21 protein-coding genes and 1 tRNA gene are annotated in these 15,497 nt (G+C 41.6%); 18 read left to right on the forward strand and 4 right to left on the reverse strand.

From position 1 onward, the window contains the following. The first annotated feature begins 253 nt into the window (after positions 1–253). From noc to NQ117_RS11840, 5 genes are all read left to right on the forward strand, one after another. A complete protein-coding gene (gene noc / locus NQ117_RS11820) occupies positions 254–1,069 on the forward strand; it encodes a nucleoid occlusion protein (RefSeq protein WP_258278254.1) in 816 nt (271 codons plus the stop codon). Positions 1,070–1,315: 246 nt separating this feature from the next. Then, positions 1,316–2,080 (forward strand): ParA family protein, encoded by a 765-nt coding sequence (locus tag NQ117_RS11825; protein WP_258278255.1) that lies wholly within the window; start codon positions 1,316–1,318, stop codon positions 2,078–2,080. Beyond that, entirely contained in the window at positions 2,073–2,918 is an 846-nt protein-coding gene (locus NQ117_RS11830; RefSeq protein WP_258278256.1) for a ParB/RepB/Spo0J family partition protein, read from the forward strand. Before NQ117_RS11825 ends, NQ117_RS11830 begins: the two co-directional genes overlap by 8 nt. 256 nt (positions 2,919–3,174) lie before the next feature. Further along, positions 3,175–4,344 (forward strand): aminotransferase class V-fold PLP-dependent enzyme, encoded by a 1,170-nt coding sequence (locus tag NQ117_RS11835; protein ID WP_258278257.1) that lies wholly within the window; start codon positions 3,175–3,177, stop codon positions 4,342–4,344. Between the two features lie 33 nt (positions 4,345–4,377). Continuing rightward, positions 4,378–4,875 (forward strand): DUF4446 family protein, encoded by a 498-nt coding sequence (locus tag NQ117_RS11840; protein ID WP_258278258.1) that lies wholly within the window; start codon positions 4,378–4,380, stop codon positions 4,873–4,875. Positions 4,876–4,905: 30 nt separating this feature from the next. Here the strand turns inward: NQ117_RS11840 and yyaC are convergent, their stop codons facing one another. Further along, positions 4,906–5,499 carry a spore protease YyaC gene (gene yyaC / locus NQ117_RS11845; protein WP_258278259.1) on the reverse strand — a complete coding sequence of 198 codons (594 nt, stop codon included), beginning with the start codon at positions 5,497–5,499 and terminating at the stop codon, positions 4,906–4,908. 159 nt (positions 5,500–5,658) lie between these two features. Between yyaC and NQ117_RS11850 the strand changes: the two genes are divergently transcribed. The 5 genes from NQ117_RS11850 (at position 5,659) to NQ117_RS11870 (ending at position 8,419) form a co-directional block, all read left to right on the forward strand. Continuing rightward, a complete protein-coding gene (locus NQ117_RS11850; protein WP_036605000.1) occupies positions 5,659–5,895 on the forward strand; it encodes a putative Se/S carrier protein in 237 nt (78 codons plus the stop codon). A 10-nt stretch (positions 5,896–5,905) separates the two neighbouring features. Beyond that, positions 5,906–6,850 carry a mechanosensitive ion channel family protein gene (locus tag NQ117_RS11855; protein ID WP_258278260.1) on the forward strand — a complete coding sequence of 315 codons (945 nt, stop codon included), beginning with the start codon at positions 5,906–5,908 and terminating at the stop codon, positions 6,848–6,850. Next, entirely contained in the window at positions 6,840–7,052 is a 213-nt protein-coding gene (locus tag NQ117_RS11860; protein ID WP_144992646.1) for a DUF951 domain-containing protein, read from the forward strand. The genes NQ117_RS11855 and NQ117_RS11860 overlap by 11 nt, the downstream gene beginning before the upstream one ends. A 230-nt stretch (positions 7,053–7,282) precedes the next feature. Further along, positions 7,283–8,125 (forward strand): copper amine oxidase N-terminal domain-containing protein, encoded by an 843-nt coding sequence (locus NQ117_RS11865; RefSeq protein ID WP_258278261.1) that lies wholly within the window; start codon positions 7,283–7,285, stop codon positions 8,123–8,125. Positions 8,126–8,328: 203 nt separating this feature from the next. Beyond that, a tRNA-Ser gene (locus NQ117_RS11870) sits at positions 8,329–8,419 on the forward strand. Positions 8,420–8,518: 99 nt separating this feature from the next. On the opposite strand, the gene NQ117_RS11875 is transcribed toward NQ117_RS11870, so the two are convergent. Together NQ117_RS11875 and NQ117_RS11880 are read right to left on the reverse strand one after the other, a co-directional pair. Further along, positions 8,519–9,034: a beta/gamma crystallin domain-containing protein gene (locus tag NQ117_RS11875; RefSeq protein ID WP_258278262.1), complete on the reverse strand. Its 516-nt coding sequence runs from the start codon at positions 9,032–9,034 to the stop codon at positions 8,519–8,521. A gap of 421 nt (positions 9,035–9,455) precedes the next feature. After that, a complete protein-coding gene (locus NQ117_RS11880; RefSeq protein ID WP_028594536.1) occupies positions 9,456–9,650 on the reverse strand; it encodes a YjzC family protein in 195 nt (64 codons plus the stop codon). Between the two features lie 224 nt (positions 9,651–9,874). Between NQ117_RS11880 and rpsF the strand changes: the two genes are divergently transcribed. Genes rpsF through rpsR form a run of 3 tightly spaced genes read left to right on the forward strand, consistent with a single transcriptional unit; the run spans position 9,875 to position 10,994 of the window. Beyond that, a complete protein-coding gene (rpsF, locus tag NQ117_RS11885) occupies positions 9,875–10,159 on the forward strand; it encodes a 30S ribosomal protein S6 (RefSeq protein WP_258278263.1) in 285 nt (94 codons plus the stop codon). 44 nt (positions 10,160–10,203) lie between these two features. Then, entirely contained in the window at positions 10,204–10,698 is a 495-nt protein-coding gene (gene ssb / locus NQ117_RS11890) for a single-stranded DNA-binding protein (protein ID WP_258278264.1), read from the forward strand. A gap of 20 nt (positions 10,699–10,718) precedes the next feature. After that, positions 10,719–10,994: a 30S ribosomal protein S18 gene (rpsR, locus tag NQ117_RS11895; protein ID WP_258278265.1), complete on the forward strand. Its 276-nt coding sequence runs from the start codon at positions 10,719–10,721 to the stop codon at positions 10,992–10,994. An 87-nt stretch (positions 10,995–11,081) separates the two neighbouring features. On the opposite strand, the gene NQ117_RS11900 is transcribed toward rpsR, so the two are convergent. Further along, a complete protein-coding gene (locus NQ117_RS11900) occupies positions 11,082–11,444 on the reverse strand; it encodes a DnaJ family domain-containing protein (RefSeq protein ID WP_258278266.1) in 363 nt (120 codons plus the stop codon). 346 nt (positions 11,445–11,790) lie between these two features. Here NQ117_RS11900 and NQ117_RS11905 point away from each other — a divergent pair, with 346 nt between their 5' ends. The 5 genes from NQ117_RS11905 (at position 11,791) to NQ117_RS11925 (ending at position 15,494) form a co-directional block, all read left to right on the forward strand. Continuing rightward, positions 11,791–12,534 (forward strand): DUF421 domain-containing protein, encoded by a 744-nt coding sequence (locus NQ117_RS11905; protein WP_258278267.1) that lies wholly within the window; start codon positions 11,791–11,793, stop codon positions 12,532–12,534. Positions 12,535–12,663: 129 nt separating this feature from the next. Further along, positions 12,664–13,653, forward strand: coding sequence for an LCP family protein (locus tag NQ117_RS11910; RefSeq protein WP_258278268.1), 990 nt, complete (start codon positions 12,664–12,666; stop codon positions 13,651–13,653). Positions 13,654–13,788: 135 nt separating this feature from the next. Then, complete coding sequence (locus tag NQ117_RS11915) at positions 13,789–14,208, forward strand: CBS domain-containing protein (protein WP_144992632.1); 420 nt, start codon at positions 13,789–13,791, stop codon at positions 14,206–14,208. Positions 14,209–14,265: 57 nt separating this feature from the next. Further along, on the forward strand, positions 14,266–14,568 hold the full coding sequence (locus NQ117_RS11920) for a MazG-like family protein (RefSeq protein ID WP_258278269.1): 303 nt from the start codon (positions 14,266–14,268) through the stop codon (positions 14,566–14,568). Continuing rightward, positions 14,565–15,494 carry a DUF2232 domain-containing protein gene (locus NQ117_RS11925; protein WP_375163064.1) on the forward strand — a complete coding sequence of 310 codons (930 nt, stop codon included), beginning with the start codon at positions 14,565–14,567 and terminating at the stop codon, positions 15,492–15,494. The genes NQ117_RS11920 and NQ117_RS11925 overlap by 4 nt, the downstream gene beginning before the upstream one ends. Positions 15,495–15,497 lie beyond the last annotated feature (3 nt).

The following is a 15,497-nucleotide window of genomic DNA, read 5'->3' on the forward strand; positions in this document are numbered from 1 at the left end:
CAGGAATATATTCTCATAAAATCGAATTAGTATAAAGGTATAAATTTGTAACAAACGTTTAGAAGAGCGGCAATAATGTCTGCAAGTAGTTAAGGCTCTGAAGTAATAGAATAATGGTGAAAATCGATTCTTTATGAAAGGATATCGATTTCAGCAAAATACACATATAGTCCTATTTTGTAATAATGATAGAACAGAGAATATTTCTGTGTTTGTCTGGCATTACTATGAGGTTAGGTGGTAGAACATTAAGATGAAAGAACAACTGTCTCGGTTATTAGGGTTTGCGGATCGCCAGGCTCAAGATGAGGTGAAGATGCTTCCAATTGGAGACATTGCTATGAGTCCTTATCAACCGCGAACGGTGTTTGATGAAGAACGTATCGAAGAACTAGCACAGACGATTAAAACACATGGGGTCATTCAACCGATTGTTGTTCGTCCACGAGACGGAAAATATGAAATTATTGCAGGGGAAAGACGCTATCGTGCAGTAGTTAAACTCGGTCACCCAACCATTCCTGCGATTATTCGTGAGTTCAATGATTCGCAGGCAGCTTCAATTGCATTAATCGAGAACTTGCAACGAGAAGGACTAACTTCAATTGAAGAGGCAGTTGCGTATCAAAAGTTAATCGACTTGCATGATTTAACGCAGGAAAGCTTAGCGCAAAGATTAGGAAAAAGTCAGTCGACCATTGCAAACAAAATTCGTTTGTTACAGCTTCCTAATGGAGTGAAAGAAGCATTAATGGAACGGCGAATATCCGAGCGACATGCGCGTGCGTTGTTAGGATTGGAGCCGGAAGAGCTTCAACTAAAGCTGCTTGAGGAAATTATTGCAAAAGAGTTGAATGTAAAACAGACGGAGGCGCGAGTCGCCTTTTATAAGCAGATTCATACACCGAAGAAATCGAAGCGTGTATCCTATACGAAAGATGTGCGATTAGCGCTCAATACGATTCGTCAATCGGTAGATATGATTTCTGGCTCTGGTATGGCTATTAAGACAGATGAACATGATCACGAGGATCATTATGAAATCGTCATCCGCATACCGAAGCGATAATTTAACTTGCAGTTGGATTGGATAGCCCGCCATTCATCTTGTACGTATGGAGCAAAGCGGCACATGCCGCTTTTTTTATTTAACAGCATGATATAGTGGGTGGAGCAAGGAAGGATATTTACTTAATTTTGATTTAACTTATGGAATTAGTCTGGAGAGGCAAAGGGACAATACAGAATCTGCTTGTACAAATATTTTGTTTAGCAGCTAGATGGTACGACAAGAAAGGGCATTGGGGTGAGAGGAATGGCGGCTAAAATCATTGCCATTACCAACCAAAAAGGCGGAGTGGGGAAAACAACTACCACCGTCAACTTGGGTGCAGGGCTAGCGATATTAGGCAAAAGAGTGTTGCTTGTTGATATTGATCCGCAAGGTAATACAACAAGCGGTGTTGGTGTAAACAAAGCGGATGTAGCAAATTGTATTTATGATGTCATTATTAATGATGTTCATCCACAGGAAGCCATTCTAAAGACAAATGTTGAGGGTATGGATATACTACCGGCAACGATCCAACTAGCTGGGGCTGAGATAGAGCTCGTACCAACGATATCAAGGGAAGTTAGATTAAAAAAGTCACTTCAATTGGTATCACATCAGTATGACTATATCTTGATTGATTGTCCTCCTTCCTTGGGGATTTTAACGATTAATTCCCTTACAGCAGCTCAGTCTGTCATCATCCCGATACAGTGTGAGTATTATGCGCTCGAAGGATTAAGTCAGCTTCTCAATACGGTTCGTCTCGTGCAGAAGCACTTGAATACAGCTCTTCAAATTGAAGGGGTATTGTTAACGATGTTGGATGCCCGTACCAATCTGGGTCTTCAAGTCATCGAGGAAGTTAAAAAATATTTCCAAACAAAAGTGTATCGAACCATCATCCCACGTAATGTTCGTTTAAGTGAGGCGCCATCGCATGGTCAATCGATTATGACCTATGATTCAAGATCAAAAGGTGCGGAAGTATATTTGGAACTGGCGAAGGAAGTGATAACGTATGAGTAAACGTTTAGGACGAGGGCTGGATGCGCTCATTCCATCGTTGGCGGTGCAGGAAGATGATCGAGTAATCGAGATAGCACTTCAGCAGCTCAGACCGAATCCCTATCAGCCTCGAAAGCACTTTGATGATCAGGCTATTCAAGAGCTAGCAGAGTCTATTCGTCAGCACGGCGTTATTCAACCTATTATCGTACGTAGTGTATTAAAAGGATACGAAATTATCGCAGGTGAGAGGCGTTTCAGAGCTTCACAACTGCTTGGTTTAGAAAAGGTTCCAGCTGTTGTCCGTGCATTTACGGATGAGCAGACGATGGAAATAGCACTTATCGAGAACTTGCAGCGTGAAAACTTGAATGCTCTAGAATTGGCACAAGCGTACCATAACTTAATGGAACAGCTCTCATTAACACAAGAAGAGCTTTCCGTGAAGGTAGGCAAATCTCGTTCTCATATTGCTAACTTTTTGCGACTTCTTCAATTGCCAGATGAAGTAAAGGAGTATGTTTCACGTGGAACACTAACGATGGGACATGCCCGAGCTTTGGCTGGCATTAAGGATACAGTTAAAATGATCCAATTGACGAAATCTTCGATTAGTAATGAGTGGAGCGTACGTCAGCTTGAAGAAGCAATTCAAATGATGAATCGTAAGGGTAAATTACAGGACAAGAAAAAAATGGCAGCCAAGGATCCCTATTTAGATGAACTGGAAGAATCACTTCGTGAACGCTTCCGTACGACGGTAAAAATCAAGGCAAGCAAAAGTAAGGGCAAAATAGAGATTTCATATTATAATCAACAGGATCTGGAACGCTTGTTAGAAATGTTAAATGCGTTATAGCTATTAGGGCTGAAGAGGCATATGTAGTTACAACGATGATACATGAGTAACATAAGCGATAGCACCTTTAATTGTTGCGTTTAGTTAGCAGCATATAAGGGATGCTATCTTTTTTTGCCAAATAAAATTCAAAATAGTTAAAACCCTGTCATCCAATTGGTTCAAACCTGTAATAAAGTAAGAGAGCATGTTATGGGGTAAGCGTAAATAGTAGATTTAACCATTCTAGTGAGGCTGTAGAGGGGGAGACTTATTCATGTCACCACAGAACAGTATCGTATATCTTGATCATGCGGCTACTTCTTGGCCCAAGCCTAAATGTGTGCAGGAAGCCATGTGGAAGGCAATGGAGGAAGAAGGAGCTAATCCAGGGCGTGGCGGGCATGTGATGGCAGTACAAGCAGGTAAGCGATTAATGCGGGCTCGGATGGCTATTGCTGAACTGTTCCATATCCAAAACCCTCTTGATATTGCTTTTACGTTAAATACTACGATGGCATTAAATATGGCGATTATGGGTGTACTGAATGCTGGCGATCATGTCATTGCTACGTCAGTGGAGCATAATTCAGTGCGCAGGCCATTGGGATGGCTAAAGAAAGATAGAGGCATTTCGGTCACCTATATAGATACAGATATACACGGTAATTTGGATGTTAAGCAAGTTGAGGCTGCAATCACCAACAAAACAAAATTGCTTATTTGTAACCATAGTTCGAATCTGCTCGGTTCCATATTGCCAGTGAAGGAATTAGGTATGCTTGCCAAGCACCATGGGCTGTTATTTTTAGTTGATGCAGCTCAATCTGCTGGTGTTGTACCCATTGATGTTCAATCTATGGGAATTGATATGCTTGCATTCCCTGGACATAAGGGATTGCTTGGTCCAACAGGTACTGGCGGGTTATTTATTCATCCCGAATTGGATATCAAGCCATTGTTATATGGAGGGACTGGTAGTCACTCAGAGGAAGTGGAGCAACCTGAGACTAGACCGGATCGTTATGAAGCGGGAACACCAAATACGATCGGAATAGCAGGGCTAGAGGCGGGTATTCGCTTTATTATGAACCAAACGGTTAATAAGCTGTATGATCATGAATGGCAGTTAACTCAGCAGCTGATGAAGGATCTAATGGCAATACCGAGAGTGCGTGTGCTTGGACCGAAATTAGGGGAAGCAAGGACCGGAATTGTTGCTTTTCAAGTACATTCCCTGGATAGCTCAGAGCTAGCATTTCGTCTAGATCGGGAATTTGGTATCGCAGTACGGGCAGGATATCATTGTACACCACTTGCACATGCAACAGCAGGGACTATTGGCGAAGGTGCAGTACGGGCAAGCGTAGGCTGGGACACGACATTGGAAGATATCAGTAAATTAGCAGCGGCAGTAAAGCATTGTAGCGAAAGTTCGCAAAAGTAAATGAATTGATTGAAGCAGGAGAGAGCGACGAACATGAGTATGGACATGACTAATGTAGGGCCGTGGTTGGTAATCGGTACGGCTGCAATAACGTTCCTTTTATTAATTATAATTATGATTCAAGGAAGCCAAATACGTAAACTGAAACGTCGCTTCCAAGCCGTTATGAGAGAATCAGGAGTGGATGATCTGGAGTCTTTGCTCGGACAGATGCAGGCTGAAATAGAGCGTCTACATGCACGGAATGAGGAACAGACAAGCAAGCTCCAACTGTTGAGTCAAAAAGTTAAGGCGCATGCAGGTCATGTGGGCATCGTGCGCTACAATGCGTTTGATCAAAGCGGAGGCGAGCTTAGTTTTTCCGCGGCTGTACTAGATGAACAAAGCAGTGGATTTATTTTAACTGGTATTCATAGCAGGGATCATTCTTATGTGTATGCAAAGCCAGTAGAAAGTGGTCAGTCCATGTACACTTTGTCTCCTGAAGAACAAAAAGCGATGGAACAGGCAATGAGCAAACGTTCATCATAATTTATTGTTATAAACAACGTAACAAATAAATTAAGCTTCATAAGCGCGTACTGAATGAATAATGGCTTGATGCAAAGCATCGGCAATGATATCAGCCATGTTCATCACAAGATGCAGTCGTGTATTTTGCAGCACAAAATACTCCATAAAGCCTCCGATGTTGACGATGCCGGTAAGATGCATGTCACCAACCGGGGGCAATTGTTTATTTACGCCTGCTCCAGGCTTAACAGGACCGGATTGAACTTGAATAAGGCCAACACTAGTACTTTGTCCTAAGCAGGCATCTACGGCGATGACAAACGCATTAGGAAGCTGCTCATTCAATTGCTGAAGCTTTTGTTGGAGATTTACAGCATGGACAGGTTCTGCTAACGTCCCGTATAGATGATAGGCATACGAGTCCAGACGCTCTAATCGGCTTCCGACGAGAGGCCCCAAGCAATCACCCGTGGAACGATCTGTCCCAATACATACAACAGCTACAGGTTGATGAAGTGCACGCATCTTGATATGCTCCATACAAGCATTAATGATAAGCGGAAACGATTCAGGCTGGTCATAAGGGAGCTTAACCATTGTTGGTTCAGATGAGGAAGGACGTTGAAAGAAAGGGTAGGACATACGTTTCAGCCTCCGTTTCTATAAATAGATAGTAATCAGTATATGGAAGAAAAGGACGATTCATACGTATGTACAAGTAGATTTTCTTTCGCTAGACGATAAAAGCAAATATGGAAGGGGATTGCCGTGACACAATCAGTTGAAGCCGAATGGCTTGTAATGGCGTTCGATTCTACACAGCAAGCGTTGCGAGCAGAAATGCTAATGGAATATATGGACATGGACATCGATACGTTCCCCACCCCGAAAGAAATTACAGCAGGTTGTGCCTTGTCGATTCGCTTTCCTTTTGCCATACTAGAAGAAGTACGAGTATTGTTAATAGAGCAACAGGTTGTTATTCGTGGTATTTTTAAGCCAGTGGATGATGATTATGAATGTGTATGGAATGGATAGGAGGGATACGATGCTGAATAGCTATTTCGTAGCAGAGCCGGCGAATGTAGAGCCGGATATACAGCAGACGTTTACCGTATTTGAACGGTGGAAAGATGATTTTGTGAATTGGGTTATGAACAGCCAGACATGGGAGGTTATGCTGGTAGCGTTAATCAAGATTGTGTTCATTACGATCGCTACAAGGCTAGCAATCTTTGTTGTTCATCGTATGATCGATCATGCGATGAAGTCGAAGGGTCAGACTCGAATTAATGTGAATCCAAGACGTCTATTTACAGTAGGTAAGCTGCTTAAAAATATGATTTCGCTCGTTATGAATTTTATTATGATTATGTTTATTTTGTCTGTGTTCAATGTCAACTTGGCACCGCTATTGGCGGGGGCCGGGGTTATCGGCTTGGCAGTAGGTTTCGGGGCACAGAGTCTTGTTAAAGATGTTATGACAGGTTTCTTCATTATTTTCGAGGATCAATTCGCAGTAGGGGATGTGGTTATGATTAATCAATTCCAAGGTACTGTTGAAATGATAGGCCTTCGTTCGACGAGAATTCATAGTTGGACAGGTGAAGTTCACATTATTCCAAATGGTAACATTACTGAAGTAACGAACTTCTCTTTGAACAACTCGATTGCTGTCGTAGATGTTTCCATCGCGTATGAAGAAAATATCGATAAAGCGACCGAAATTATGAAAGAAACGCTAGAAAAGATGCCTGAACAAAATACGAATTTGGTTAAAGTTCCTCAAGTTCTAGGCGTACAATCCCTTGCAGCTTCTGGAATTACAATACGCATCATCGCAGAATGTAAGCCATATACACAAGCAGTTGTATCACGCTTAATTAATCTTGAGGTGAAGAAGTCGCTGGATGAGCACGGTATCGAAATACCGTATCCTCGCATGGTTACTTATCATCGACAAGAACAAGGAGGACCTACGCATGGAGCGTAAGGTATTTAACCTAGGCGATATCGTGCAAATGAAAAAGCAGCATCCTTGTGGAACAAATGAGATGGAGATTATTCGTATGGGGATGGACATTCGAATCAAGTGTGTTGGATGCAAGCATAGTGTGCTAATTCCGCGCGCGAAGTTTGAGAAAAGCATGAAAAAAGTACTTCGTTCCAATCCTGATGCTACAGCACATGAATAAAATTTTGATCGTAACGCAGAAAAGCCCCTAATTAGGGGCTTTTCTATATGTAGGCTAGCTAGTTATTCGTTATTAAATTATACAACTAATGAACATACATAATAGTTTTAATATATTTATATTACAATTACATAAATAATCCATTATAATAGGAACGTTATACTATTACTTTTGGACTATGGAGTACGATATCGAAACACTCCAGATATTAAGAAAAGGGGTATTGTAAAATGAAAATGAAACAAAGAATGTTAGTGCTTGTAACAGCGATATCGCTAACTGTAGCAGCAGGGTCTTTGGCCTATGCTGACTCCCTCGTACGTAAAGTAACTGCTTACCAAAATGGAGAGATTAAACTAAGAGTTAATGGGGATATCATTAGTACTGGAAACACATCTCCATTGGTTTATAACGGAAATACATATGTTCCTGCTATCTATTTGGCTAAGGCTCTAGGTGCATCAACAAAATGGGATGGAGATGCTAAGGAAGTAATTATTACTCAAGGGAGTGGCTCCACTGCAGGCGATGATTCAGCAGCATTACCTACTAAGGATAACTCTGATGATGTAAATACGGTTAAGCCTGAAAAGAATACAGGAGGGACTTCAAACTCAACGTTCCCATCCTACCCAGTTAGTACAAGCGCAACAAAAATGTACGAAAATCATAAAGGGCAAGCTAAACATTTATTTACTTTGTACTCTAAGGCATTAAGAACAGGCGATCTTACAGAAATTAAAAAGTTTTTCTTCGATAATATTAAGGATCATAACCCAGAATATAAGCTTAACGATGCTGAGTCTAATTTTAATTATGTAAAGAAAGATATTGAAGGTTTGCGTAAGGCGGTAGGTAAAGAAGTAGCTCAACAATTTGCTGATGACTTAGATAAAAAAATTAAAAGTTGGGACCTAATGGATAGTTCTAAAGGTACTGCTTATGAATGGGGAGATATCTCCTTGAGATACAGTATCTTTATGGAATCTGAAGATTTTTACGAGGGTGTTCATATAGATTTTAGTATGAAGAAAAGGGATGGTAACTGGGTTCTTACAAGAATAAGCATGTAGTATGTAAACTTTAAAAGTATTTCCACGATAACAAACGAGCTCTATTGCTAACAAATGCTATTGAATGATTTCGATTTTGTTAGCAATAGAGTAGTTACGAATTATTCCATTTGGGAAACTGACTTTACATGATTATAAGTTGCGATGTGTATTTAGCAGTTGTTGCATCAGTATATTTGCTATGATATAATCAACTATACTGTGGAAAGGTACCCAAGAGGCCCAAGGGGGTTGACTCGAAATCAACTAGGCGTCGCGAGGCGTGCGTGGGTTCGAATCCCACCCTTTCCGCCACTTATGTGTAAATGATAGCTCCTAAGCGTATTACTCGCTTAGGAGCTTTTTGGTTATATGGATTGGATATACTAAACTAAGTACATCTATGACGTTCTATTAATAGACTTTAATGCTTGAGATTTGATCGTTCCAGGATACCCCTGTGCGCAAGGAGTAGCTCGATAAATTGTGTGCTGTAGATCCGGCTGCAAGGTAGAGGGAAGCACCATTGAAATCACTATGTTCAAAAACTTGCAAACCATTACCAAGGTAAGAGGCTTTAATGGAGGATATTTTATCATTCCAAGACCCAACGAAGTGCCATTGATATCCGTTTCTTACATCAAATGCACCGCCAGAATAACCTGCATGCTCCCAGAATGTAGCGTGGTAATTACCTTCAAGCGGTTTTACTTCATCTTTTTGTTTCGTAATAATAGCTTGAATGTGGCGATCTGCATCTGACTTATTTACGTAGGTAAATACTTTCCCTGCGCTATCTACAACAGTATGCTTTGCTTGAGCCGTTTGCTGCACCTCAACATTGGATTGAGCTAATGCGGCAGATGTCATTAGAGTCAGAGCAAGAACTGATAAGCCAACGCCAGTCGCAACCTTTTTCAACATTTTCATGAAAACCACCTATCCTTTCGCTATCTATAATTTACTTTCACTTCCATTATAGGATTGAGATAGGTATAAATATGACTAATTACCAAAAATAAAAGAAGTACATAAAACGAAAGAACCCTGCCGAAGCAGGGTCCCTTTCTGGTTGACGGTACTTATTTGACTAGCTGCTTTACTTCAAATCTGATCGCTTGGACTTTCTCCACAGAGGAAACTCTGTATTGATGGTGTGTTTGAGACTTTAATGGCCTTTAGCACAACGCCTCGCTTCTCTTCATTTTTGTAAGAACATCATGTCGATTTTCACTTGGTTCAAATGCTCCATTGTCCAATGGAACTCACCTCGCTACGTACCGTCAGTAACTATTATGACCACTGAGAAGTTTTATATACATCAGCTCGAAAAAAACATCAGAATGCTAAATTAGTGGGTCAGTGCATGTGATTTCTTCTTCCATTTACGATCCTTGTTTGTTGTTTCAGGGAAGTGATCTCCCTTTTTTAAGCGTATTTGTTTTGGATTCATGATTTCCGTATGGAAGCTGTTCTCACCAACCTCCATATAAATAGCGTCGTTTGGAGCGCGATCACCTGGATTGTATTCCGTACGTTCACCCATATTGAATTCCTCCTTAGTCATAATCAGATCGTTACCTCATTTAGTGTGGGCGATATGATGATGATTCATCAGTACCGTTTCCTAGAAGGTAAGGTGGAAACTACATTGGGGCTTTAGTTGCGTTTAGTGTAGGTTTTTGTTATATTATTTTAGTGCGAGTTTTACTCGCTCCTTGCTCCTGGCAATGACTGGGGGCCTTAAGTCCATAAGGAGGTGAATCACAAATGCGTAAGTACGAATTGATGTACATTATTCGTCCTGACATTGAACAAGATGCTGTTCAAGCAGCAGTAGACAAGTTCCAGGGCGTCATCTCTAACGGTGGCGAAATTACGAAGCATGATGTAATGGGTAAGCGCCGTCTTGCGTACGAGATTAAGAAATTCCGCGATGGTCACTATGTGTTGGTTAACTTCACAGCAGAACCTGCGGTTGTAGCAGAGTTGGATCGTCAATTGAAGATCTCCGACGCTGTTATCCGTCATCTCGTAACAAACGACGTAGCTTAATTGCCATACCATGTAAGTAAACAAGCTGTTGAAGGAGGGATACCATGTTAAATCGCGTAATCTTAATTGGCCGACTCACTAAAGATCCAGAATTACGTTATACACCAGCTGGCGTAGCTGTAACTCAATTTACCATTGCGGTAGATCGACCGTTCTCTAGCCAAGGTGGCGAGCGTGAAGCTGACTTTATACCTGTTGTGACATGGCGTCAGTTAGCGGAGACTTGTGCAAATTATTTGCGCAAAGGTCGCTTAACGGCTGTGGAGGGACGCATTCAGGTGCGTAACTATGATAACAACGAAGGAAAGCGTGTCTACGTTACAGAAGTAATTGCAGACAACGTACGCTTCTTGGAATCTAACCGTGACAGTGGTGGTTCGAGAGATGATGCTGGCAGCTTTGGCGGTTCTGCGCCAAGTTCAAACAACGCATCTCGCGGCGGCAACAACAATTCGGGTTATTCCCGCGGGCCTGCAGCGGATCCTTTCTCTGACGACGGCAAGCCGATCGATATCTCAGATGACGATCTGCCATTTTAAAATGGAAAGGACTGAATGGAATGAGTTTCAATCGTAATGAAGGCGGAGAGCGCCCAGAGCGTAAGTTTGGTGGTCGTCGTGGCCGCAACAAACGCCGTAAAGTGTGCTTCTTTACTGCTCAAAAAATTACTCACATTGATTATAAAGACACTGATCTTCTCAAAAAGTTCATCAGTGAGCGTGGTAAAATCTTGCCACGTCGTGTAACTGGTACAAGCGCGAAGTACCAACGCGCATTGACGATCGCTATCAAGCGTTCCCGTCAAGTAGCATTGTTGCCATACACAACTGAGTAGTACTCAGTCGAAAGACAGCCGAATTCGTTCGGCTGTCTTTTTTATTTGTATGGGTATAGATGCATATGAAGTATAGAAACAATCATGCTAACTCCACTGCTCATGCTTCGTATGTATATTTTCGGCAGTAATAAATCCTCGCTGCATAATAGGAGGGCAGCTTTTATTGTATTGAGTGATATTAGCATTAAGCTTATCAAGACAGATTTGCATCTTAGGCGTGTGTCCATCAAGTTCCAAGAGCTTAATTGCTTGAATAATCTCCTTGCGAATCAGCTGCTGCTGTTCTATCCAGCTAGGTAAATAATTAGCTTCTTTACGTACATTTTGAAGAGGATCACCGCTTGAGGGTTCAATTGGTTTACCTTTGCCATGTAGAGCACTCATCTTCCCGCTTTTCTCATAATTGCTTACAATGTCATCCATAAAGTCTCCTCTATATAAGCTCATATGAAAAACCCCTCCCAGTCCTATTGAAATTACAAAATAATACATATAAATATACTCAAATTATATCTATTTATTTCACATATGTACAGATAATTATTACGCTTTTGAGGGACTAAAAAACAGTTTGTGAGCAGTTGTAGAGCCAATAATTACGGCAGTAAGCAAGTGGACAAAGCAGCTGAAACCATTGCTGAATAAGGCTTTTTCATGTCATGTATCTTTTACTATTTTATTTTTTAATTGTAAGGTAGTACAATAAGGCATAGTCTGCTGTCATTAATAAGGTCCAATAAAAAAAAGCCCAATCGTTCATTCTATAAGTAATGAGCGAAAGGGGCGTGGCCGTATGCCAGAGTGGGTATTAGTTGCCGCTCGCACATGGATGTCAATGGTCGTATTGTTCATAATGACAAAGTTACTCGGTAAGCGCCAAGTATCGCAGTTGTCTTTGTTTGAGTATATGACAGGCTTAACAATTGGCAGTTTGGTCGTCTACATTTCAATAAATACCGATGGATTATGGTATCTAGGGGTAGTATCGATGTCGGTGTGGGTGTTGACGTCACTAGGCTTAGGATGGCTGCAGTTGAAGAGCAAGCGGTTCCGTGGGTTTATTGATTCTGGCGGGACGATATTGATTCAGCAGGGGCGAATCATGGAACATCATATGCGCAAGGAACGTCTTACAATAGATGAAATGATGATTCAATTGCGAAAGAAAAATGCTTTTCATCTAGCGGATGTGGAATTCGCCATTATGGAGCCGAGCGGTGAAATTAACGTCATGCTTAAGAAACAGAAACAACCGCTAACGCTTGAACAACTCGGTATCAAAGCAGCAGAGCCTGAAAGAGCGCCTGTTATCGTCCTGATGGATGGGACGATGTTAGAGGATGAGCTGAAGATGATCGGCAAAGACAAAGGTTGGCTAAGTAAGGAGCTAGAGAAAAGAGGATTAAAGGAACAGGATGTATTCCTTGTCCAGGTAGATGCTGCGTTTCAATTGTATATTGATTTGTTTAATCAACGAAAGGACACAGCAGCCTATTCACCTTATGAGCATCAATTCTGGAGAGGGTTGGGGCCATAGGAGCGGGTTCTACAGGTTATGAATATGGCAGTAAGACAACGTGTGAATTTGCGTCAGGTGCATTCACACCTATACATGACATGATTAGGGATAAAGATTTAGAACAAATTGGGGAAGAAGTGAATAGCAATGAAAAAGAAAAAGTCAGCCAAGAAGTGGTGGATTTTATTAGCTGTTATCGTTCTTGTGCTTGTTGGTGGATTTATGTTCCGCAAGCAATTAGCCTTACTTGGATTTGATTTGTTCCTGCAGGATAAGGTGGAGGAGTCATTGAATGGCTCGTATCAACCTATTGATGGTAAACCAGAAGTATCTCGCGAAGTAACAGAGCCATTCTCTACATTGCTGCTGGGCGTTGATCAGCGTGATAAGGAGGTTGGACGTTCAGATACGATGATTTATAGTGTAGTTCGTCCGAAAGACAATAAGGTGCTCTTAATTTCCATTCCACGTGACACGTACACAAAGATTATTGGTTACAATGGAGATGTGAAAACCAAAATAAATCATGCCTATGCCCATGGCGGTGTGAAAATGAGTATCGACACGGTAGAAGATCTGCTCGGCACCAAGGTTGATCATTATGCAACCGTTAACTTCCAAGGGTTGAAAGACGTCGTTGATGCAATGGGCGGCGTGAAGCTCCCAATTACGGAAGATATCGTGAACAAAGATCCAAACCATGAGAAGTTCCGTATTGAAGGCAACAAACCAATATACAATGGTCAGGAAGCTTTGTATTATGTACGTTACCGTGAAGATTCAGACATGAATCGGACTATGCGCCATCGCATCTTCCTTGAAGCAATGATGAATCGTGCGGTTGAATTGGATCAAATTCATAAAATTCCAGATTTAATTGGTATTATGGGCAAGAACTTTACAACAGACATGCGTCCAAGCTACATGATTGATCTAGCTAAAACGATGTTCCAAAATGCAGGTGCTCCAATTATTAGCAGCTATATGCTGCATGGCGAAGGTCAGCGTATGGATGGCGGTTGGTATTACATCCCGCTTGAAGAAGATATCGAGTATGTCCAGCAGTTAATTAAGAACTGGATGGATCCCAATGCGCAGCCTAGTGATTTGAAGCCAAGACAATTTACTATTGAGTAGCATATTCAATTGTTCTTATAAGACTTATACGATAATAAGAAAGTCAGTCGCGATTGTGCGGCTGACTTTTTTGTTTTTCTATCCTAGAATGTGTTAATTTAAAGATATGGAAAGTTTGAGGAGGAGACTGAACGGATGAACATCGCATTTTTCTTACTGCCCAAGCATGAGGTTGTGTGCGCAAGCAACCAATCTACACTAAGGCAGACGCTGGAGCGAATGGAGTATCATCGCTACACGTCAGTTCCGATTATTAACGATGAAGGGGAATATGTAGGTACAGTCACAGAGGGCGATTTGCTGTGGCATATGAAAAATTCTAATGGAGAGATTACATTTGAGACCGCATCCCACTTTTTACTCAGCGAAGTCTCACTGAATAAGCAAATTAAAGCAGTACGTATAGATTCGAACATGGAAGATTTGGTTAAGTTGGCAAAGGTACAGAACTTTGTTCCTGTCGTCGATGACAGACAGCGATTCATTGGTATTGTTCGTCGTAGTCAAATTATTGAATATTGCGAGCAGTTCATGACGAAAGCTATGGATGCCTAATAATTAATGATATAATGGAATGTAATGCTCGTATTGAAGGGGTGTGAATTTGTAACGATGCCCAAGGATATGGATGTGGCCAAACGGGTCAAAGTAATTGAGTGGCTTAAGACGGAAGTGATGGATTATACAGCACGCTTATTCAAGTCGTTGTGGGAAGGCAGCACGACGAAAGTGATGGATAGTCTGGCAAGTCTTATCGTGAGCAGTTACATCCTAGGTCGTCGAGTCGGTATTTCTTATGAGGATCTCGACAACAGCATCTTAGACAAATTGCATCAATTCAAAAAGGAAGGTCACCAGTTGGAAGACTGGTATCAGGATATTTCAAAGTTGGAAGAACATTTACGCAAGAGGTGAACATCTTGAACAACCGCTGGACTGCGCTCGGATGGGCAGTTGCTGCACTTGTGCTGCTGCTATCGTTCGGGACGCTAATGCAACCGATTACGATGAGCTTTGTTGCTATACCGTTTGTCGTATTGTTTACGACGTTATCAACGGCTGCATTTACAGCATGTGTAGCAGCTGTGCTGCTTATCGTATTTTTACTGTTACAGCCAATTGGCTCTATCGTCGTACTCATTTCACTGTATTTTATTATCCCTGCTATCGTGATGGGCTTTTTATTCAAGCGCCAGCGGACGGGATGGTCGGTGTTTGTAGGTGGAACACTAGCTTTTTTAATTCAATCATTACTCGCATTAGGGCTTACAAGTTATTTGTTCCAAGTCGATATTACAACGTACTTACATGAGTATCTTACGCAGTATCAGAAGTTGGCTGCTGATATGGGTGTCACAATGCCGAATATGCCGTCTGTAGATGAACAGGTTGCATACATTAGTATGAGACTTCCGTCATTGCTGATTGCAGGTGCCATTTATATAGGCTCCATTACGTATGCAATTAGCCGCAGACTACTGACAGCACAAGGTGTCTCGGTACAGCGAATGAAGCCAGTCAAGTATTGGATGCTGCCGAAGTCCCTGCTTTGGTACTACTTGGTTGCTATGATCCTTGATCTGGTTATCGTGAAAGAAGCAGGTTCATTCCTTACTTTAGTCATCGTTAACTTGTATGAAATTTTGCAAGTAGCCTTTATCGTACAAGGTGTGTCATTCTTGTTCTTCTACGCAGATTTCAAGGGTTGGAAACGAGCTTTACCTGTAACATTAACGATACTTGTCGTTATTTTCCCGCCGTTTCAATATATTTGCCGACTAGTCGGCATTATAGATATGGCGTTTCCACTGCGCCAAGCAGTCTCTAGACCAAAGCAATAGGGA

The sequence above is a fragment of the Paenibacillus sp. SC116 genome, from assembly GCF_024733555.1.
Lineage (GTDB): Bacteria > Bacillota > Bacilli > Paenibacillales > Paenibacillaceae > Paenibacillus_B.